Genomic DNA, 19560 nt, shown 5'->3' with positions numbered 1-19560 from the left:
GGTGGCCTGCGTCAAGTCCGGCAGGTTGCCTAGCCCGTCCGCGATGCTCTCGAAATAGCTGTCCGCCCCGTCCACCCGCAGCGTCCGCGTGTCCGGATTGGTCGGGTCGTAGACCGCCGTCCAGCCGTCCGCCGTGGCGAGATCGAGGATTTGTTCCCAAGCGGCGGGTGGCTCGGGGGACGTGAACTCCCCGATCTTCGGCCCGCTCTTCGGTCTCCACGTTGCCATAGCGCCTCCGATGGACATGGCTAAGCCTCGCCGTGGGTCAGCGCCGTCACCTTGATGTTGCCGGTGGCGCTGGTCTGCACCTGGAGCTTCTTGCCGGCGACCGGCAGCTTCATCTTGCCGCGTGGTGTGAACTGCTGCGCGGTCCCCGCCGCCATGTAGAGCGCCAGCATGACGGTGCCGGAGGTCTCCTCCTTCACCGTCACCAGCAGGTCCGTATCGACGCTGAGGAAAAGATCATCGAGGACGATCTTCTCGCCCGATGCCGGTGCTGCGCTGATGTCAGCGGGTGTGGCGCTGGCGTCGGCGGACGCGAGCACCGTGCGCACCGTAATGTCTTGGGCGCCGGCATCCGTAACCGCACCTATCACCGTCAAACCGGCGCCAGATATTTTATTAATTGACATGGTTTCTGTTCCTTATCTGCAAAGCCGATCGAACGTTTTGATCTGGTCGGCCAGCCACCTCTTGACCGCGGGGGAAGCCTTCTGGAAGTCCCGCGGCGCCTGTTGCAGCTTCGCCTCCATGACGGCGCAGTAGCTGTCCGGCGAACTCGTGTCCGGCGGCGCCGAGCAGAGCAGCCCGGTCCCGAGGATCATCACGACGCAGAACCCGCTCATTACGCTCTTTCGCTGAAAAACTTGTCGAGCACGCCATCGACTTCCTCGTCCGACATTTCGGCGATCTGCGCCGTCACTTCGCCGGCGAGGCCGAGGGCGCGGCTCAAGGCCGCCATCTGCCTGGTGACGACCCGCGCCTCGCCCGCCTGTAAAAGCTGCTCGTTTCTAAGGAAACCCGCGGCCTTTACGGCGAACGAAAGCGCGAGCCGTACGATAGCCAGCCAGACTGCAAGCGGGATGCCCACGCTACGCCACGGGGGCCTCGACGCCCTTCTTGTTCCAGTACCACCACCAGATGAATGCGCCGACATTCAGGATGCCGCCGGCAAATCCCTGGAAGACTTCGCCGTTAACCACGGCGTCGCCGAAGACGTAACCGCCGATGGCGAAGATGAGAATGCGCAGCACTTGCTGTATGCTGTCCCAAGTAATAGCCATTTCAAAAGGTTCCTTTTCGTTACCGTTCGAGCAAAAGCTTGAGGTTGAGGGCTATGGCGCCGCGAAAGTGCCACAGTTGGTATGCCGCGGCGGCGAGCGCCGCCGTCGCGATAAACGAGCCGAGGCCGTACAGAAGCGGCTCGGGACCGGCCAGGCCGCCGATAGCGCCGCCCGCTACGGCCAGGCCGCCTATGGCGCGGCCGGCGCGCTGTTCCGAAATCCTGCGGTCCAGGGTTGCCATCGTTGCCGGGCCAACCTTACCGTCGACAACAAGGCCGTTGACGGCCTGGAAGTTGCGCACGGTCGAGGTCACCGAATACGGATATTCGGCGTCGCTTTCCCGGACGGTGGGCGTGTAGCCGACCTTCTCGAACTTCGGCATGTGCTCGTCCGGCCCCGCGGCGGAAGCAGGGGCGTAGCGGCCACGGAAGATCAAAGTCCGCTCGGCCAGGCGCCGGTTAACAAGGCCCTTGACGCGCTTGCCGCCGGCGTTCACCCATTGCATGAGGGAGACTTTCGCCTCGCCGACACGGCCGGTCTTGAGCAGCGTCACCCACGACGCGCCGTCGATCTTGCCGGTGTTGAAGTCGAACGACACGGCGCCGTCGAACACGTGCTGCTTGACCCACCCGAGCACGCGCTGGACGCGGCCCTCGTATTTCGGCAGGTCGTTGCGCAGGAGATCGAACGCCCGCTGACGGGTAATCGTCATGCCGGCCTTCGGCTTCGGCTCGCCGGCCGCCGCCGTATGGCCGACGCCGATCGTCCAGACCCCGGCAACGTCCCGGTATGCGCGGGTGACGACGCCCTCGTGATCGGCGATGAACCGAACGCCCGCTTCGCTCGTCTTCATAGACTTTCTCCATCTCCCCGCCACCGGCCAGGGCATTTAGAATAACACACCGCGGTTAGAATTTCAAACCGCTTTAGTTAGCGGTCGCCTTGGTGTCGTCGAGCCGGACAAGGAGATCGTTGAAACCGTCCTCCATTTCAATCTCGCCGATCGAGACGGCCAGGTTCTCGTAGCCTTCCGCCTCGGCGTAGTCCTCGGCCTCGCGCCAGGTGCGGGCGTGGAAGTGCACCGACTTCGGATGCTTGCCGGGCCGCGGCTTTTCAGCTGCGAATTTCATTCGCTTTTTTCGATGATTTGAAAAGCGCGGCCGACGATTAGCGGAGGGCACTTCTTTCCGATCAGCCGCTTGAGCAAAGCGCCCTCCTCCGCTTTAATCTCGACGATCCCGCCGCTGGATATTTTGACCGCCAGATCGAAACGATCTTCTTTTTCGGTTACGCTGGCGGCAAAGTCCGCCTGCTCAGTGCCGAGCAGCACGGAGTAAGCGACAGTTTTCAGCGTCAGTTCGCCGTCGCCGTCCTTGATCGGCGCGCCGTCGATGTTCAGAATTGGCGCGCTGAAGTCGATTTTCATGGCTTTACTCGCTCCTATGCCGGCGTGTGTGCCGTGGTTCCATCGAGAGCCAGCCAGACCGCTCCCGCGGTGGCCCCGTTTGCGGTTACGATGGCAGCCGTCGTCGTATTGATAACGACCTTGCCTGAGAATTTGTTCGCTGTGTTAATGGCGTTGCCAATCGCTGCGAGCGCCGCCGTAGTCGAGCGCGGCACGGCTTGCAGCCTCCCCACGACATCGCTAACGCTGCCGGCCACAGCCAGTATGTTCCCGCCCGTGGCCTCGATGTCCCCGACGTTAACTTTAAGCTTGTTCGAGGGAATGGTGGTTTGCGTCGACGATATTTGCAGTTCGCTATTATTATTCAGAACAAAAGTATATCCCGGTAAAGTACTGGAATAGGTAATATAGGTTGAGTTCAGTGCCGCGCCGTTGTTGCCCGCGAACCACTGGTCGGAAGCCGCGGAGAAGGGGTCCGCGTTGAAATATATTCTTTGGTTTGCGGCCAGGGCTATGGCCGCCTGCGCCGTTTGGAAATCGGCACCGGCCAGATCGAGACCGACATTGGCGTCGGCGACAACCTGAAAGGCCGCGTCGATAGGGACGCCGCCTACAGCCGTGTTCTGCACTCTAAACCCGAGCCAGGGCGTTTCGTATCCGGCCGTGTTCGCTCCGGTACGCTCCATATCTAAAATGAAGCCAGGGGCGGCCACATTATCGTGGCCGGCATCGGCGAGGTGAAGCTCAATGCCGGCCACGTTCACGTTTTCGGTGTTGGCGTCCACCCGGCCTCCGAGGACCGAAAGAGCATTGTGCCCAAGCCAATTCGTTACCGAGGCCCAACCCGCGTGCCTGGTGATCCCCAACGCTGCCGAATAGGCAGGTGCGTCGCCGTATCCGCTGTGGAGCTTGTAGACACGAATGGTCGGGGCGGTTGTCCGCCCGCCCCCGCTGCCGTCCAAATTCTGCTGGTACCCGGCGGCGTTCACGTGCTCGATATAGAGCGCCGTCAGTTCCGGGACGAACGTATAAACGGTCGGAGTGTCGGTGTAATCGCCGGAGGCGTTGACCTTCTTGAGCCAGAAATAAGGCTCGTCCTTGGTGCCGAAGTCGTACTGGAACCGGGGAAGATACTCGCTGGCATCATCCTTGTAAAAATCAATGCCTAGCCCAACGATGGGACGGGTGAGCGTCGGTGCGGTCGAGAGGCGATAGCCGCCAGTCGGAAAAAAGACGGGACCGGCGCCCGCCGCTTCCGCGAGATCGAGTGCGGCTTTATCGTCGGTGCCAGCGCCGGTGCCGGTACTATCCCCGACGGCGCCGAAGTCCTTGACGCTGACGATTTCCTCGACCTTCGAGCGCAGCGTGCGCGCCACGCCGCCCGTATGCGAGGGGGTGAAACTGTCCGCGAGTATTTCGGTCACGGTCTGGTCGGCCGTAGCGTTCGCCTCGATGCCGGCGAGCTTGGCGATATCGGCCGCGTCGGTGAACTTGTTGGCCGTCGCGCTGTCGTCGAGGTCGTCCGGGTCGAGCACCACGGCGCCGACTTCGCCATTGACCGACAAAACCTGATCGGTGTAGTCGAGCTTCAACCAGTTGGCGGCGTAGATCGTTGTCGATGCGTTGTCGGCGAGCGCCACAATGCGATCGTTGACGCTGAAAACAACCCCGTCCACGGTGCCGCCGGCCGATACGATCCAGCTTTCGCCGTTTTGTGCCGTGCCGCCGCCGGGGAACGTTCCCACCGAGGCGTCCCAGGAGCCCATCAGGATAACCGAAGCATCAAGCTCGTTGACCCGTGTTTCCATCGCGTCGAGATCGACGGCCTGAGTTACCGTCAGGTGCCCGACCTTGGCGCGCTCGGCGGCGGTCATGGCGACCTTCGCCGCGCCGTCGGCCATGTTGTCCATGTCGAAGGCGTCGCCGGCGACAGCCAGCGGGTCATAGGTTGCTTTCAGCATGTCGCCGACGCTCATGATGACGCCGGAACCCCACGCGCCGCCGCTCTTGGGGCCGTATATGCTCTTGGCGGCGGTGTCGATGTAGAAGTCGCCGTCGATGCCGATGCCCGCGGATGGGACGCCGGAGCCGCTGAACATAACCCGGCCGTCGCTGTAAATGATCCGGCCATCGTTGTCGTATACCAGCGCCCGGTTGGCGCGAGCGGCCGCCGTAAAGTCGAACGGATCGTCCTGCACGGCCCGGTCGGCAATCCCTTCGGCCTGCTGCATCATCAAGACAACGCGGTCGAGGGCCTTCTCAAGCTCGCTCGGGGGGACGTATTCGGTATCGCCCACGTCGACGGTCTGCGCCAGCGGCAGGTGGCGGACTATGCCGACCTTGATGCCGTCCGCCGGGGCCGTGTCGAATATGACGTTCGCACCCGCGTACTCGGCCAAAAGCTGCACGGTGTAGTTGGCGGGGTCGACAAGCTGCGGCAGCGTGTCCGTCGCCGGGTCGAACGTAAAAACGCTCAACTCGCTCGTGGCAAAGACGGGCTTGTCGAACGTGAAGTTCTCGGTAACGTCATCGCCTACGGCGGTCACGAACTCGGGGGCTGCTGCGACTGTCACGATTTTTCTCCAGTGGTCATATTATCGTACCATGTTCGACACGTCGGGTAAACGGGAAGGAGCGATCTGGCCCGGCCGCCACCAGTACCCCTGACCGGTCTGGCGCTTGAGCCGGCTTTCAGCACGGCGGAAAGACCGCTCGGCCTTCGGATCGGCCTGGCGCATCAATTGATCCCACATCGTGCTTTGCAAGGCGGCGCGCAGATACCAGATATTCGTTCCCGGCGTCCAATTCTGAGCGAACCTGACCATCTCCCTCCGCAGGTTGGTGTCCTTGCCCTGCACGGCTTCCATGAGATTGCCGGTCGTCAGGTTGTTAATGTCGGTAAAAAGCCGAGCGGGAGGGCCGGCCAGCGTCCCCCCGAGGCCCTGGCCGAAACGGTTGAGGTCGCTAAACAGGAAGTCCCCAAGCAGGGACGCTCCGCCACCCGTAAGCGCGGCCCGAAGCCAGAAGTTCGGGTCGTCCACGGGCGCCGGGTCGCGGCGCTTCAATACCTCGCGCATCTGCACGGTGAAGGCGCCCATCAGCGTCATCCCCAAAAAGAGCGCCGAAAGGTACGACAGGCGCCCTTTTATCGTGGCCCGCGACAGGCCGTGCCGGATATGGGTGTTGAACAGCGTCACCGGAAAGTTTTTGAACAGCGAAACCGACCGCATTATCGAACCGGCGAGAGTGCCGGGGCGGGTGGTCGATTGCAGGGTCATCGTCGCGCCGATCGAGGCTTCGATCGTCGACATTTTTCCCTCGTCGATAATCATCGCCATGAACTTGTCGGCGAGCTCTTGCGCCCTGGCCCCCGGCAACCCGCTGTGCGCGAGGATGTCGTCGGGCCGCAGGAAGCGGTGGCCGCCCTCGGTGATATGCACCGGCACGGCGCGCATGGCGTCCCAATCGGCGGCCTTGATGTTGTATTCCTCGAAAACGCGCTTCAACGGTACGTCGTCGAAACTCTTTCCTGCCCAATCGGCCATCGCCCCCATGAACTCGGCGGCCGTGGAAAAGCGCGACCATTGGGTGTGCGGCGACAGCAGCGAGGCACGCAGCACCACGTCGGCGACGCGCTTCGTAACCGCCGGACTGAGCATCTCAAAGCCCGAGAGCCGCGACCGGGCCATGCCGAACCGCGTTGCGTGCTCGTTGATGAAGCCGGCGCGCATCATGGAGGCGCGGTCGACGGCGTTGTTGGGGTTCATAAAACGGAAATACCAGCCCAGCGACTTCCACAGCGGCAGCCCCGCCAGGTTGCGGCGCAGGGCCTTCGTAAAGAAATCGCCCGGCATCGCCGCGAGCCACGAGGAGCCGAGCAAGGCCGAAGCCGAGATATCGCGCGCGCCCCCGACGGCCATCGCCAGCTTGGACGCGAGACCGTCTTCGGGTCCGCGGGTCTGCCCCGTCACGGCAGCATAGGCGTCCTTCAAGAAAACGTGCGCGGCCTCGGCCTCGGTTTTATAGCTCGACGTTACGCCGTGGATTTTCGGCGGCTTGCTGCCCGCCGCAATGTCGGCGTCGGCCGCGATCTTGCGCGCAAAGCCTCCAATCTGTTCGATCATGGTAACGGGGCTTGGACCGAAGGTCTGGAGCATCGCGATCCGATGCCCCATATTGTCCAGGTGCCCGATCATCGTCTCGAAGACGCCGCCGTCGCTGTACTTCTTGTGCATCTCAAGCCAGGCGCCGCTCGATTTCCAGAACAAGGTCCGATGCTTGTCCAGCGTGTTGCCCATAGCGGCGCCGCGCTTGGCGGCTTCGCCGGGTTTGATGCGCACGTCGCCGCCGGTCTTGAGGGTGCGGTACGCTTCGGAGAGGAACCGGCCGCGATCCCCCGGCGCGATGCGGCTGCCGTCCGGCCAGCGCGTCCGCTGCCAATCGAGGCTGCGGGCAGCATCGGCCGTCCATACGTCCTCGCCGGCCTTGTAAAGCTTCGCCCGGCTGGTGCGCTGCGGCAGCAGAAAATCTTCGAGTTTCGCCAAGCTGCCACCCGCGCGGTTGAAGTCCCGCACGCCGCCGTCCGTGGCGTCGATCCAGCCTTTCGCGAACTCGACCGCCGACAGATCGCCCGTGGATTTGCCGGCCGCCTCGCCGAAATGGGCGCGGTACATCTCGTGCACGATGTTGTCCAAACCGGCCTTCGGATACACCAGCCCCGCTTTCTTCGGGCTGTGTTTCTCGATGAAACCGGCGAGCGACTTCTGCAATCGGCCGATTTCGAGGTCGCGGCGCGTGGCGTAATTCAGGATGCCCGGCGACGATCCCGGCCACTGCTCGATCAGGGCGTGGGCGTTGGCTTTCAGCTTCTTGGCGCCGCCGGCTTTCAGCATCTTCCAGGTTTCGACCGACTTGCGCACATGCGCGAACCGCCGCTTCCTGGCCTCCGCCTTCTCGAGCTCGATAGCCTTGGTTGCCTGGTCAGCCGCCAGGTCCTGCGCGGAGCGCGGATCGAGGCCATCCTCCAAGTGCTCCTTGTAGAGCGCCTCATAGCGGGCGCGGGCCTCGTCGGCCTTCTTGCCCTTGATCTTCTTGGCTTCGAGAGCGCGTTCTATGCAGGCTGCCCAACTCACAAAAGGCACTCCTTCATCTGCTTGACCAGCGCATCGTCGTCGGCCAGATCATCGAGCACGTCCTTGACGGTCATGCGGGCGAACGAGGGGTTGGCCGGGTCGTCGCTCAAGGGCATCAGCAACTCCATATTCGGATCGACCGGCTCATCGAGACCGATGTCGACCAGTTCGCGCTCGCCATCGGGCGACAGCACGCGCTCGGCGGTCGGCGGGGGCTGGTCGTCGAGCGCCTTCCGCGCCTCGTCCATTATTTCCGCGTATTCCCGATCCGGGATAGCCTGCAAGGCCGACGGCTCAGACTGCGCTGGCGTCCGCAAATCGCGCATGACTTGACGCCGGTCTATGTCCCGCGATACGGGCGCGGGCACCTGCTGGCGCGCGTTCTGAATGACCTGCGCCCGCTGCGCCCGAAGATCGGAGGCGACCTGCTCGGCACCGGCGGCCCTGGCCCGCGCGGTTTCTGCGGCGCCGGCCTTCCCGATTGTCGCCCGCAAGCCGGCCCGCTCGGCTTCAAGGGCCTTGACACGCTGCTTGCGCTTCTGAGCGCCGATCTTCCGGTTGGCCTGTACTTCGTCGATCTGCGCCGCTACCGCTTCGACCTCCCGCCGCAGCGCCTCGACGTTCTTTGCCGGATCGACGGCTTGCTTCGCCGTCTCTATCTCTTGCCGCAGATCGGCCGCCTGCTTGTCGGCCACCTCGATCTTCCGGTTAAGCTCCTCGATCCGCACGCCGGCCTTGCCGACAAGACGCCCGATGGCCGGGTCGCCAGGGGCGGCTTTCGAGAGCACGTCTTGCAGCGCAACCGGACTGGCGCCGGCGAACATGGCGTCCGCGTCGCGGGAAACGAGCGCGGTGCGCGAAACGGTCGACGGCAGATCGGCCAAGGTCGTGGGCGGGGGCTCGAAACCGTTGTCGTAACGGGCGATCGTGCGGGCAAGCTCATCGTTATGAATGCCCTTGGCTACGCGGCTCTGCCCAAGCGGCGCTTCGCCGCGTATCTCCCCCGCCTCCTGTGCCACGCGCGCCGCTCGAATGGTGGGGGCCCCGCGTTTGATCTTGCCGGCCAGGGCGCGACCGCCTTTCATCAGGGTCTCGCCGGCGCCCCGGAAAGTGGCCCCGCCAACACCGGCAAAACCAATGCGCATCAGCGCCTCGCCCGGCCCGTTAGGCAGGCCGAGCAGCTTCCGGTTCTCCTGCACGCCGAGCAGTTGGTCCAGTCCCTCGATACCGGCGTTGATGCCGGCGTCGGCCGCCATGCGCGCCGCAAGGGTCTTGAGAACCCCGCCGGCGCCAACCGCGACCGTGGCGACGTTGAACGGGTCGCGGCGGGGCGTGAACATGCCGGCCATTCCGCCAGCAAAACCACCGAGGGTACCCGCCGTACCGGACAGGGCGGCGGCTTTGCCGAAGCGCTCGTGGGCGGCTTGCGACTTCTCGCGCACTTCTCCCCACATTTCGTCGTAGCTCTTGATGTCCGGGTGCTCGCGCCTGATTTGGGCCATACGCGCGAAGCGGCTGCCCATCTCGTCGATGCTTGTCTGGTCTTCCGCGCTCGGTATCTCGTCCTGGTACATCCGCGCCAAGGCCATGAACCTGTCGCGGCGCAGGGGGTTCAGCCGCTCGCCCGTCCGCTCATAAATCTTATCGAGTTCGGCGCGCTCGATGTCCTCGAAAGCGGCCTCCAGGCCATACATGCTTTCGTTGCGAATGCTGTCCTCGTAAGCGGTCGAGAAGGCTTCCGAAAAGGTCGTGCGCGCGCCAGCCGAGCCTTTCGGGCTCGGGCCGAACTCGTCCTCGCCCTGCCGCGCCAGATCGTCGAAGGTGGGCTTGCTGAAAAACGGAGCGGTCATTGCGCCCCCGATCCGAAATAGGTGCCGCCGAAACCGATGGCAGGCGCGCCGGAACTTTCGTCGCGGCCGAGCACGTCGCTGACGGCGGACTTATCGACCTGGAAAAAGTATAGGCTGTTCGGCCCGTCTGGGTTCAGCAAGGGCTCGCCGTCGGCCATGACGATGCTATAGGTGCCGGCGCCGACGGCGCGGAATTTGCCCTCGCGCGATATCTCGTCCGGCGCGGCCACGGCGCCGTCGCCGTACCGCGGCGCCCCGCCGCCGACCGAAAAACGCACCAGATCGAGCGGCGTGAGCGCGTCGAGCATGTTGTCGAACTCGTCCTCGGAGACGCCGGGCGGGAGCACGGTCGGCTCGCCATTGATTTCGGCCAGGCCCCCCTCCCGCTGGCCCGGCGCGGCGCCGAGCACGTCGCGCACCGCCTGGTTGTAAGCATCCTGGTCGAAATTCGCCACGCCCCCGAGGCCGGCGCGCTGCACGTAGAGCGCGTCCGCGGCCAGACGCGCGCCGTAAGCGGCAGCCGGCGATTGGTCGAGAGCGCCGCCCACGATCCCGGCAAACGAGGAAGCCGTGTTGGTGCCGGCGTTCGTGTCGTGAAGCGCGGCCTTGACATCCGGGTTGTCCTGGAGTTTCTGCGCGCCGCGCAAAATCTCGCGCGCCGTCTCCGGCTGCGCTTCGGACAATCCGCCGGCGAAGCCGAACAACGGAGCCTTTTCATTGATCTGCTCGAAAGCCGATTTCGCCCCGGACCCCATCGAGGCCACGTTCGCCAGCAGCGACAGCTTGTCCTCTATCGAGCCGGTGTCCATCGCGTCCTTGAAATGGGACACTTCGTCGGGCCGGAAAGGCGCCGCAGCGGCGTCGAAATACTCGGCGGCGACCGACGCCTGCCTGGCCCGGACCTGGAACGATTGCGCGTCGCTCAGTTCCCCGAGGTCGGCGATACCGGCGTCGGACGCGACGCCCATTAGGTCGCCGCCGGCGATGCGCTTGCGGCGCTCGTCGAGCATGTCGCGGGCGGTCTTCGTGCGCACCCATCCGAGTTGCGAGGGCGCCCGGTCGAATTTGTCGGCCAGCAGATGGTAAACCTCCTCGACCGTCCGAGCCCTGCCGCGCGGCCCCTCCGCGTGCAGTCCCTTTTTATAGAAGATGGAACGGTTCGCCTTGGCCGCCTCTGGCATCAAGGCCGCGGCAGATTGATCCGGGTTGCTTTCGGCCGCCGCGATCAGCTTGGCCGCGCCCCCCGCGCCAGCAAAATGCGCGATGTAAAGCTCGGCCTCGGTCACGTCGCGGCCGAGCTTGTCAACCAGATATCTCTTGTTCTGAGCGGCGAACTCCGCGGCCATGTAAGAGGCGATCTCGGGGTCTTTGCGCAGCGCCAGCATTTCCTCTTTGCTGCTCCCTTCGAGATCAACGCCTACGCGCTCGGCGACCTTCGGGATCAGAGCCATCCAAGTACCAGCGACGAACTGGTAGGGACCTACCGCCGAACTCGTCGTCGCGGCGGCATTATCGTTGCCGCCGCTCTCCAAGCGCCGGGTAGCCAGGAGGTAATTAGACGACACGACGCCGCCGACAAAGGCGCTGGCGCGCGTCGCATTCTCCGCGATGTCCGGCGGCACGCTGGCGGCATCCCGCGTCTCGTCCGCGTAGGTCCGCAGATCGGTAGTGGAAAGCCGCTTGCCTTTCTGCCGGGTGTCGTATTCAACGCGAAGCCGCGCCCACCGCTCGGCCAAGGCGGTATCGGCCGCCTGCCGCACCTTTTCGGTCGTGGAAGCAATATCGGAGGGGTCGATGTCCGCTCCTTGCGTAATGCGGTCGCGGAGCCCGGTCACGTCCGCGGCGGCTTCGTCCTTCAATATCTTGCGCAGGGACTTCTCGGCTTGCCCGCTGACCAGCACGAGACTGCCGAATGCGTCCGCCCCCATGATTTCCTTCCACTTGCCGGCAGCCAGATCGGCGCGCACGGCGGCTATGTCGTCGGGGGTCTTGGCGGCGGTGAACAAAGCCTTAAATCGCGCCGACGCGGCGGCGTTTACGAAATCGCGCTTCAAACCGTCCCGGTCGTCGGCGGGGAGCCCCAGATTGTCGATCAGCGCGATACCCTGCTCGGTAGCCTCGTCGTATTGCGTCGGGTCCAAGAGAACCGTGTTGATGCTCGTGGCAAGCCCGTCGCGCACGTCCGCGGTCTGCTTTGCCGCCGACATCTTGGCTTCCGCGGAAGCGGCGCGCCCATCGAGCGTGGCCCGCAGGCCCGCCATGCCGACCTTGAAGCGGTCCCGCGCCTCGGCGGGCACGCTGCCCGCCGTCTTCGCCTCGTACTCGTCGAACGTCTTGACAAAATCGGTTTTCAGGCCCTCGCCGCCGGCGGGGGCGTTGGCTTCCGCGGAAATCAGTTGCTCGGTCATGTCCGACCGCGCCCGCGCCAGGGCGACATCAGCCGAAGTGTTGGCCTTGCGCTCCTGCCGGGCGCGCAGGTCGTCGGACATCCCAACCAGTTTGCCGCCGATGCCCTGCAACGCGCGGCCGATGCCGGCGCCGAACGCCTCGGGGCTGGCCCGCGTCCCAGGAAGGCTCGTAAGCGGACTGCGCTGTGCGCTGTAGACTGGTATATTGCCCATTACGCTGCCCTCAATATCGACCGGCCGGCACCGACTATGGCGCCAAACGCGCCGAGAACGCCGGCCGAAGACGCGCTTTTCGCTTCCATGCGGTCGAGTTGCGCCTGATCCTTGTAGCCTGCGACACGGACGCTCGTCTGATAACGGACGGTCGCCACGTCAAGCTCGGCCTGCGTCTCGGCATCCTCGAAGACCGTCAGCACGTCGCCCTCGAAGCCGAGGCCGGCGTCGCCGTAAGCGGCGCGCAGCCGGCCGAGGTTCATCTGATTGAGCCGGCGCTGGCGGTCGCCTTCCGCCGCGCCCTGACTGCGGGCAGCGAGGGCGTTGCGATCGTTGACGGCCGCGTTGTAATTCGCGGCGTCGGCTTGAGCCTTCGCCGACTGGAGCGCGCCCGCGGCCTGTATCAGCCCCCCGACTATCGCAAGCGCCATCATTGGCTAGGTTCCTTTACCAACGCATACAGAGCGAAGTCCCGGCCGTCGGGCGAGTACCGGCGCATCCGCGCCGCCTCAAGCTCGAAGCCGAGCAGTTCAAGAAACTTCCGGTCGCCGGGGCTGTCGCACGCGGCGGCCGCCTCGATCCGGCCGCCCGGCAGAAACGGCAGCCGGCCCTTGACGGTGCGCACTACCTCCAGCATGTGCGCGCCCGCGCGGCGCGAAAAGACCGCCCACGCGACGTAGTGATCGAGCCATTTCTTCTGCAAGCCGACGCAGCCGAGCACGGCCCCGTTCTTGACGCCGGTCCAGGCAAACGGCCCCTCCAGCGAAGCGGCCACGGCCGGCGTCAGAAACCGCCCGAACTGCGCCTGATGCGGGTCGATGTCGATCAGGTCGAGATGCTTGGCGCGATATGGAAGCACGAGGATCACCTAATGGTTCTCCGTATCGACGCGCGGCATCGTGGCGATCAGCGTGAACGGGTACGCCGTGTTATTTTCGATAATGAGCCCGCCGTCGCGGTCCCACCCGGACGGGTTCGGAAGGTCGCCGACCTCGCCGGAGAAAGGCTGCAAGGGTATCTGCACCGACTGGTCGATCGTGCGGTACTGAATTGGCGTAAAGGGCTGGTCGTCGGAAGTGCCGTACTTGCCACCGAGCGCGCGGTAGAGCCGCAGGGCGAGCCGGAACACGCGCTTCATGCGGCCCCTGGCCGTGCCATCCGCGGCGCCCGCCTCAAGCGGGAGCGTGTGCAGGCGCATCGTATACGGAAGGCCGACCGTGACCTTGGAACCGGGCGACGATAGGGTAATCGTACCGCCCGAAACGGCCTGCTGCGGTACCTCCGAGCCGTCGACCAGCACGCGAACGGTCTCCCCTTCCAGATGCCAAAGCCCGGAGATCGTGGATACCGGGTCGCCGTCGTAGGTAAGCGCGCTGTCGGAAAACACCGCGTCCTCGATCGCCGTGCTGTGCGAAAACGGGTCGCCGAAATACTCGATATAGCGCCGCGTCTGCCCGTCGATCGACCGGATGACCTGCACCCACAAATCCTCCGACGTGCCGTCCGGCGACGGGATTACGGCGATATCCTTGACCGCGACGATGTTGCCGCCGAGCGAGTGAAGGTGCCATGCAATGACGTTCTGCTCGCGCTCGTAGGTCATGCCGAGCAGCGACCCATCCAGCCGCACCGCCCAATAGATACTGAACGGGTGCGCCTGATACGCCGAGCGCTCTATGCCGGGCTCCAGCAGGTGATCGGCCATTATGCTCATGTCCGGGGCCAGAAAGCCGTCCTCGGCGAACACGTAGGCGAACTCGCGAACCCGCTTGCCGGCCCGCTGCACGAACAGCGTGGAGGTCGGAGTGCGCTGCGGCCTGACCTTCTTGCTGCCGTAATCGGTCGGCCAGGCGACTTCGATGTTGAGCGCCGAAAAAGGCTCGGTAGGCGTCGCTTTTTGCAGCACGGCCTCGCCGCCGGAAGTGCCGATGGCAAGTCCCTTCCGGGTCGGTTCAAGCCAGTGAACCTCGTTGACCTGACGCTCGATAAGCGGCAGGGCGAAGCCGCTGTCCGCGACGACCGTGCCTTCGTCTTCGGACGGAGAAAATTCGTCGTAAATGCCGCTCTTGCTGCCGACGATGTAGCGCCCGCCCGCGGCCAGCATGAGGCGATCGCCGTAGAAGGCCCCGCACGACGGCCACCCGGTCTCGTCGGAATACATGCCGAGGCGCCAGCGGCGGATCGGGGTCGTGCCCGGAAGGGCGTGCCCATACAGCTTAATCGTGACAATCGTCGAGGACGTGCGGGCGACAATCTTGGCCCATCTCCACTGCTGGTCCTCGCCGAGCAGCCGGATCGGCCGCCCCACGTCGGACGCCAGGAAACCCTGATCGTCGTTTATGCCCGTGACCGCGGATGCCGTCAGGTTGAACGCGGTCTGGGTGTCGCCCGCCTGGTGCATCGCGACCTCGGCAAACTGAGCCGAATTGGTGTCGCCCCCGTCATTTGCAAACCACTCGAACCGATACTTGGCAAAAGCCGTCTTGTTGGCAAACGCGAAATACCGCCGATCGCCGGGCGACCATCCGGTCTCGCCGTGACGCTCGTCGAGTATAACCCAGACCGCACCAGTCCACCCTTGCAGCGCCCACGAGGTAGGCGAGCGGCCAACCTGCGCGCCATTTTTAGTGGCCTGCACCCAATAGGCGTCGACGACTTTTGTAGAACCGTCGAAATCGTAGTCGATCCAACCCGCCTGACCGGCAGTGGTGTCGTAATTGGTGGTCCTGTCCTTGTCAAACACCAGGTAGGCGTCCGTCTCGCCGGTGTTCGCCGTGACGATGCCGCTCGGCGCCGTGTTGGATGTCATGATCGGCGTGACGTGGCCCGTCGTCGCCGGCGTCAGCGTGGTGCCGCCGGAAACGTCCTCGGTGAGATAGGGGCCGTCCTTGAACTCGTGAAGCTCGAACTCCCAATCGGTCGCGGCGTTCCTGACCAGGTGGCGGGTCCGGTAGCCCTCATGGAACAGATAGAGCACGTCCGCGCTCTCGATATAAGTCACATCGGCCAGGGCCGCGGCGGCGTAAGGGCAGGCAATCCGGTACACGCGGGCAACCGTAGGCGCCCCGGAGAAGACCGGCAGGCCGGTGCCGTCGAAGCCCGACAACTCGAACGTGTCGTCTGTCTTGTTCGCCACGATAAAGGGCCGGTTTGCGAACTCCGAATAGGGGCCGACATCGACGAACACGACCTGATCGCCGTTCGCGAAGCCGTGACCCGCTGACGTGACGACGGCGGGGTCGTCCTGCGTCACCGCCGTGACCGCCTTCGCCGCCTCCAGCACCAGGCCGCGGTTCGTAAAGAAACGCACCCAATCGCCGTTCATCTCGATCAGGTAGCCCTGGGTCGTGCTGAACTCGAACTCGAAGAACCAGGACGGCTTGGTCTCGTCGCACACCGGCACGACGAACCGCGAGCCGCCGCGCTTCGCGACCGGACCCTGCGTCAGCGGGATGGCGTTGCGGCACTCGCGCAGCGACAGCGCCGACTTCTGCAAGTCGACGCGGCCGTGCAGATACGGGGAGGTTTCGCCGTTGTTGAAGGCGGTCTGGATGGGTGCGGCGCGAGGCATGGGGGTCAGCGCCTCACAAGCACGAAATCGTCCTCGGGCGGCTTTTGGGCCGGCTGCTCGATCGAGTTGGTGAGCTTGGCCTGCGAAACGATACGGCCGTAATCCTTGTCGATGCTTTCCTTCTTGGCGGGGCTGGTCGTGATCTTCTCGGCCAGGTTAAGCGCCAGCGAGCAAGACAGGGCCGCCGTGAACAGCGGGTCGAACTCAGAGGCGTCCACGCCGGTCCTGACATAGACGCAATCCAGGGGCGCGGGCAGGTCCGACAGGATGAACTCGCCCTCCGGCAACAGATCGGCCTCCTGGCCCGCGTCGTCCGGCGCGGCCACGAGCCGGGCGAAATCGGCCGGCTTCCGGTACTTGTGGGCGTAACCGAACTCGGGGGCGTCGATCTCGGCCGCGATCTGCACCCGCGCCTTGGCGAACGTCCAGGCGTGGGCGCGAAGCTCGGCGTCGCGGACCAGCGGGTAGAGAAAACTGCACGTCGCGGCGATACCGGCCGGATCGGTAGTGAAAGGCGGGTCGATGCTGCTGACGCGCGCCTGGCCTAGTCTCAGCAAGGCCCAATTGCAAACGTCGACAGGTGCGGTCATCGACCCGCCTTCTCTTTAGCGTTGTACCGACCCCAAGGAAGGGATCAGTCTTTGACGTAAGCGATCCACCCCGAAAGCGTAGTGCCGGCGGGGATCGTGCCCCCGGCGACCTTCGCTTGAAGGGTAAAGCCGCTCTTGCTCTCGATCTCGATCTCCTCGACGCCATTGGTGCCGGTGCCCATATAGGCGCTGGTGGCACCGGAAACGTCGAGCCCATCGAGCACGAAGTCGACAGAAGCGTTAACAGCTTCGCCGTCGACCTTCGTATAGCCGGTATGCCCGACATCGAGCGTACGGGCCGCCCCGAACGCGGCTGCGACCAGCCGCGACAAAATCGGGACGATCCGAATGCGACCGTGCGGCATTTTGACGAGATCGACCGTCGAGGCCGCGTCGCCAGCGCCGACTTGCGTGAAGTCGAAGCGAGCGAAGCGAACCTTTCCGGTTAGATCGCTGACCTTGTTTTTGACCTCCGGCACCGCCTGCGTATTGGCGATCTGGTCGGAGACCTGTGTGGTGACTGTCATAGTTCAAGTCCTTTCGTGCGATGCCACGGTTATTCGGCGCAGAGGATTTGGAAAACCTTATCCTCGTTAACCCGCGTCGCGGCCCCGGAGAAGCTCATGTGAATTTGGGTCAGATAGTTCTTGTCGGCGCGGTCGCCGATGCGAGTAACCAACCCGTTCCACTGAGCAAAATGAATGCCGGACTTGACCCAGACAGGGCACTTGCGATCGGCGTTCGCGTCCACCTCGAAACCCTCGTTGTGAACGAACTTGAAGCCGAGGAAGGTGTCGATTTCGCCGTTGACCAGGGCCTTGACCGAGTTGTAGTCGGCGCTCGTGACCGTGGTGTTGGCGAGCAGGTCGTCCAACTGAACGGCCGTGACGCCGATATACGGCTGCTCGGCCTTGAGGTCGATATGCTTCTGGAGCATAAGCCTGCGGGCCTTGCGGAGCTTCTCGATAGTCAGGCCACGGTCGGCGCCGGTCGGCAGGTTGACTTCGACCGTGTTGTTCGTGTCGTAGACTGTGGGGGTGGCGCCGTTCTTGCCGGTCTGAGCCGACGCGAAGAAGGACGGGATGATGATATCGTCGATCTTCTTGCCATAGGCCAGGCGGCCGGCCTCGGCGTAGGGCGACAGCGGACTGTCGAGCATCTTAAGCTCGTCTTCCTTGTCGACCGGGATGGCGAGCACATAGTCCGTCGGGAAGACCCACCTTTGCTTGTGGATCAACTCGTCGAATTGCGTGTCGCTGTGCCGAGTGGTTTTCTCGGAGAACTCAACGTCACCGAACTGCTTGACGACCTGCGCGGCCTCGCCGCTGTAGGCGCCCATCGAGACGTAGGGCAGGAGAACCGGCCCCATACGCCGTAGCAACATTTCCACGTTGCTCGTGTAAGAGCGATGAAAATGTGCGGGAATTTCAAAGGGTTCCATGTGAACACCCCATATTCGTGTTGAACCGAAGTTGGCTCGGGGTGTCGGTTGTGCCGGCCCGAAAAGGTCAGCGGCCCGGCAGGGCGCCGGGGTATCGCTCTAGCCCGCGTTTCCGCGGGCGAACCCTCCCGGTCGGGTGCAGGGCGGAAGGAGGCAAGGAAGCCCGCCCTGCACCCGGAGGGGGAGAGGAGATAGACCCGTCGCAACAAAGTGCGACCCATCTATTATTTCAATCGCGGTGCGAAATGTCAATCACTTTCCGCGAACGAATTTCTCGAAGGCGCCCGCGAACGCCACTATGGCCTCGGGACTGTCGCCGATCGAATGCCGCGTCGCGTTGCCGACGGCGAACTCGACGCAACTCAACCGCACGTACTCGGCCCACTTATCCGGCCCGAGGGTTCCGGCCGCCTGCTGCGCCGGGAGCCCCAAGGGTTTACTTCCTCTTGCCATATGCGACCTCCTGCAACTTGCGATAGCGGGCCGTGTTTACGGCGTGCATCGAGTCGTGTATGTCGAGCAGGCTGTCCTGGAAGCCCTTTTCCCCCTGCAACTTCGCAAGCTCGACGCGCGCCATCTCGGGCGTGCTGACCGCATCGAACCCGCCGCCGCGGTCGTCGCCCCGGAACGGCGCCTCGCCGCCGATGCGCGAGCCGATCGCGGCAAGTAACTCCAACGTGGAGGCGACGCCGTGCGAGGCGTCCAGCCGGTCGAGCATGTCCTTCGGAAGCTCCAACCCGGCCACGGCCTTCTGCCCGTTGGCAACGAACTGGTCGAACGCCCCCTTACCCTGCGCGTCGTACTTTTGGCGAAGCTGCGCGACCTGGGTGTCGGCTTCCGCTTGCTTCTCCTGCACGGCTTTCCCGCCGGCCTCGGTGACGAACTTGTTCCAGTCGTTAGCAAGCCCCTGCGCCTGGTCGGGGCGCAAACCGTGGGCGTGGAACCAGCCCTTCGCCGTACCGAGGAAACCTTCGTCGACCTTGACATCCTCGCCGAACTTGAGGTCGTAGCCCTTCGCATCGGCCGGCACGCCATTGACCTTGTTATAAAACTCGGCCAGTTGCTTGGGATCGGCGTCGGCCGCGGGCTTGACCACATAGTCGTCGCTGCCGGAATGCAAGCGGTTGAGATGGTAGTACGCTTCGCCGACCTTCTTGGGATCGTCAAACGCCTTCGCGGCCATCAGGTCGCGCACGGCCTCGTTCTCAATGCCGGCGTACCACAGCCCTGCTCTCTTGTCGCCCTCGCCCGCACCGGCGCCCTTGTCGCCAGCGCCGGCCGCACCGCCGTCGCCCGCACCAGAGCCGCCGCCTTCGCCTTCATGGAGGGCGCCGCCCCAACCATCCGAATATCGGTCATTCCACATCGTCGTCGGTCTCCATCTTGAACGCCCGCGCACGCGGGCTGTGGGAAGTGATGTTGTATTTCTGGAACAGCACGTCGGTGTCTAGCCGGGCGTGGTCGAGGATGCGGTAGAGCACTTCCTGCCGCCCGATCAGGACATCGGTAACGCGCTGGTCAGGGTGAAACGCCGTCTGCCCGAAGCGGCAGAACTGCATAAGATCTTCCAGGACGCGCCCGGCGTCCGCGTTGCCATCGTCGAAGACGCGCGCATAAGCCTGCCGCCGGCGGCTCAAAAAATCCTTGGCGCGCTTAAACGGCAAGCC

Annotated in this window: 21 protein-coding genes; all 21 read right to left on the bottom strand. The window is 64.3% G+C overall.

Annotation, left to right across the window (positions count from 1 at the left end):
- Nucleotides 1–228 (bottom strand): hypothetical protein (locus Q8P46_07050; protein ID MDP2619922.1); only part of this gene is annotated, 228 nt, incomplete at its 3' end.
- A gap of 20 nt (nt 229–248) precedes the next feature.
- On the bottom strand, nt 249–632 hold the full coding sequence (locus Q8P46_07045) for a hypothetical protein (GenBank protein MDP2619921.1): 384 nt from the start codon (nt 630–632) through the stop codon (nt 249–251).
- Between the two features lie 12 nt (nt 633–644).
- Nucleotides 645–845, bottom strand: a complete 201-nt coding sequence (locus tag Q8P46_07040; GenBank protein ID MDP2619920.1) for a hypothetical protein — start codon at nt 843–845, stop codon at nt 645–647.
- Nucleotides 845–1090 carry a hypothetical protein gene (locus Q8P46_07035; GenBank protein MDP2619919.1) on the bottom strand — a complete coding sequence of 82 codons (246 nt, stop codon included), beginning with the start codon at nt 1088–1090 and terminating at the stop codon, nt 845–847. Before Q8P46_07035 ends, Q8P46_07040 begins: the two co-directional genes overlap by 1 nt.
- A gap of 1 nt (nt 1091) precedes the next feature.
- A complete protein-coding gene (locus Q8P46_07030) occupies nt 1092–1283 on the bottom strand; it encodes a hypothetical protein (GenBank protein MDP2619918.1) in 192 nt (63 codons plus the stop codon).
- A 19-nt stretch (nt 1284–1302) separates the two neighbouring features.
- Complete coding sequence (locus tag Q8P46_07025) at nt 1303–2136, bottom strand: glycoside hydrolase family protein (protein ID MDP2619917.1); 834 nt, start codon at nt 2134–2136, stop codon at nt 1303–1305.
- Nucleotides 2137–2209: 73 nt separating this feature from the next.
- Entirely contained in the window at nt 2210–2413 is a 204-nt protein-coding gene (locus Q8P46_07020) for a hypothetical protein (protein ID MDP2619916.1), read from the bottom strand.
- A complete protein-coding gene (locus Q8P46_07015; protein MDP2619915.1) occupies nt 2410–2709 on the bottom strand; it encodes a hypothetical protein in 300 nt (99 codons plus the stop codon). Before Q8P46_07015 ends, Q8P46_07020 begins: the two co-directional genes overlap by 4 nt.
- Nucleotides 2710–2723: 14 nt before the next feature.
- Nucleotides 2724–5261 (bottom strand): hypothetical protein, encoded by a 2538-nt coding sequence (locus Q8P46_07010; GenBank protein ID MDP2619914.1) that lies wholly within the window; start codon nt 5259–5261, stop codon nt 2724–2726.
- Nucleotides 5262–5282: 21 nt separating this feature from the next.
- On the bottom strand, nt 5283–7580 hold the full coding sequence (locus Q8P46_07005; GenBank protein MDP2619913.1) for a hypothetical protein: 2298 nt from the start codon (nt 7578–7580) through the stop codon (nt 5283–5285).
- Nucleotides 7581–7816: 236 nt separating this feature from the next.
- On the bottom strand, nt 7817–9670 hold the full coding sequence (locus tag Q8P46_07000) for a hypothetical protein (protein MDP2619912.1): 1854 nt from the start codon (nt 9668–9670) through the stop codon (nt 7817–7819).
- Nucleotides 9667–12291 (bottom strand): hypothetical protein, encoded by a 2625-nt coding sequence (locus Q8P46_06995; GenBank protein MDP2619911.1) that lies wholly within the window; start codon nt 12289–12291, stop codon nt 9667–9669. The genes Q8P46_07000 and Q8P46_06995 overlap by 4 nt, the downstream gene beginning before the upstream one ends.
- A complete protein-coding gene (locus Q8P46_06990) occupies nt 12291–12725 on the bottom strand; it encodes a hypothetical protein (protein ID MDP2619910.1) in 435 nt (144 codons plus the stop codon). Before Q8P46_06990 ends, Q8P46_06995 begins: the two co-directional genes overlap by 1 nt.
- Entirely contained in the window at nt 12722–13159 is a 438-nt protein-coding gene (locus Q8P46_06985; GenBank protein MDP2619909.1) for a hypothetical protein, read from the bottom strand. The genes Q8P46_06990 and Q8P46_06985 overlap by 4 nt, the downstream gene beginning before the upstream one ends.
- Complete coding sequence (locus Q8P46_06980; GenBank protein ID MDP2619908.1) at nt 13160–15862, bottom strand: hypothetical protein; 2703 nt, start codon at nt 15860–15862, stop codon at nt 13160–13162. It abuts the gene before it with no gap.
- A gap of 5 nt (nt 15863–15867) precedes the next feature.
- On the bottom strand, nt 15868–16452 hold the full coding sequence (locus tag Q8P46_06975; protein MDP2619907.1) for a hypothetical protein: 585 nt from the start codon (nt 16450–16452) through the stop codon (nt 15868–15870).
- A 44-nt stretch (nt 16453–16496) separates the two neighbouring features.
- Nucleotides 16497–16979: a hypothetical protein gene (locus Q8P46_06970; GenBank protein MDP2619906.1), complete on the bottom strand. Its 483-nt coding sequence runs from the start codon at nt 16977–16979 to the stop codon at nt 16497–16499.
- A gap of 29 nt (nt 16980–17008) precedes the next feature.
- A complete protein-coding gene (locus Q8P46_06965; protein MDP2619905.1) occupies nt 17009–17893 on the bottom strand; it encodes a phage capsid protein in 885 nt (294 codons plus the stop codon).
- 252 nt (nt 17894–18145) lie between these two features.
- Complete coding sequence (locus tag Q8P46_06960; GenBank protein ID MDP2619904.1) at nt 18146–18325, bottom strand: hypothetical protein; 180 nt, start codon at nt 18323–18325, stop codon at nt 18146–18148.
- A 4-nt stretch (nt 18326–18329) separates the two neighbouring features.
- Complete coding sequence (locus Q8P46_06955; protein MDP2619903.1) at nt 18330–19259, bottom strand: hypothetical protein; 930 nt, start codon at nt 19257–19259, stop codon at nt 18330–18332.
- A complete protein-coding gene (locus Q8P46_06950) occupies nt 19249–19557 on the bottom strand; it encodes a hypothetical protein (GenBank protein ID MDP2619902.1) in 309 nt (102 codons plus the stop codon). Before Q8P46_06950 ends, Q8P46_06955 begins: the two co-directional genes overlap by 11 nt.
- Between the last annotated feature and the right edge of the window lie 3 nt (nt 19558–19560).

Source organism: Hyphomicrobiales bacterium (genome assembly GCA_030688605.1).
Classification (GTDB): domain Bacteria; phylum Pseudomonadota; class Alphaproteobacteria; order Rhizobiales; family NORP267; genus JAUYJB01.
The sequence above is the reverse complement of the archived record's forward strand: the minus strand, read 5'-3'. Positions and strand labels throughout refer to the sequence as shown.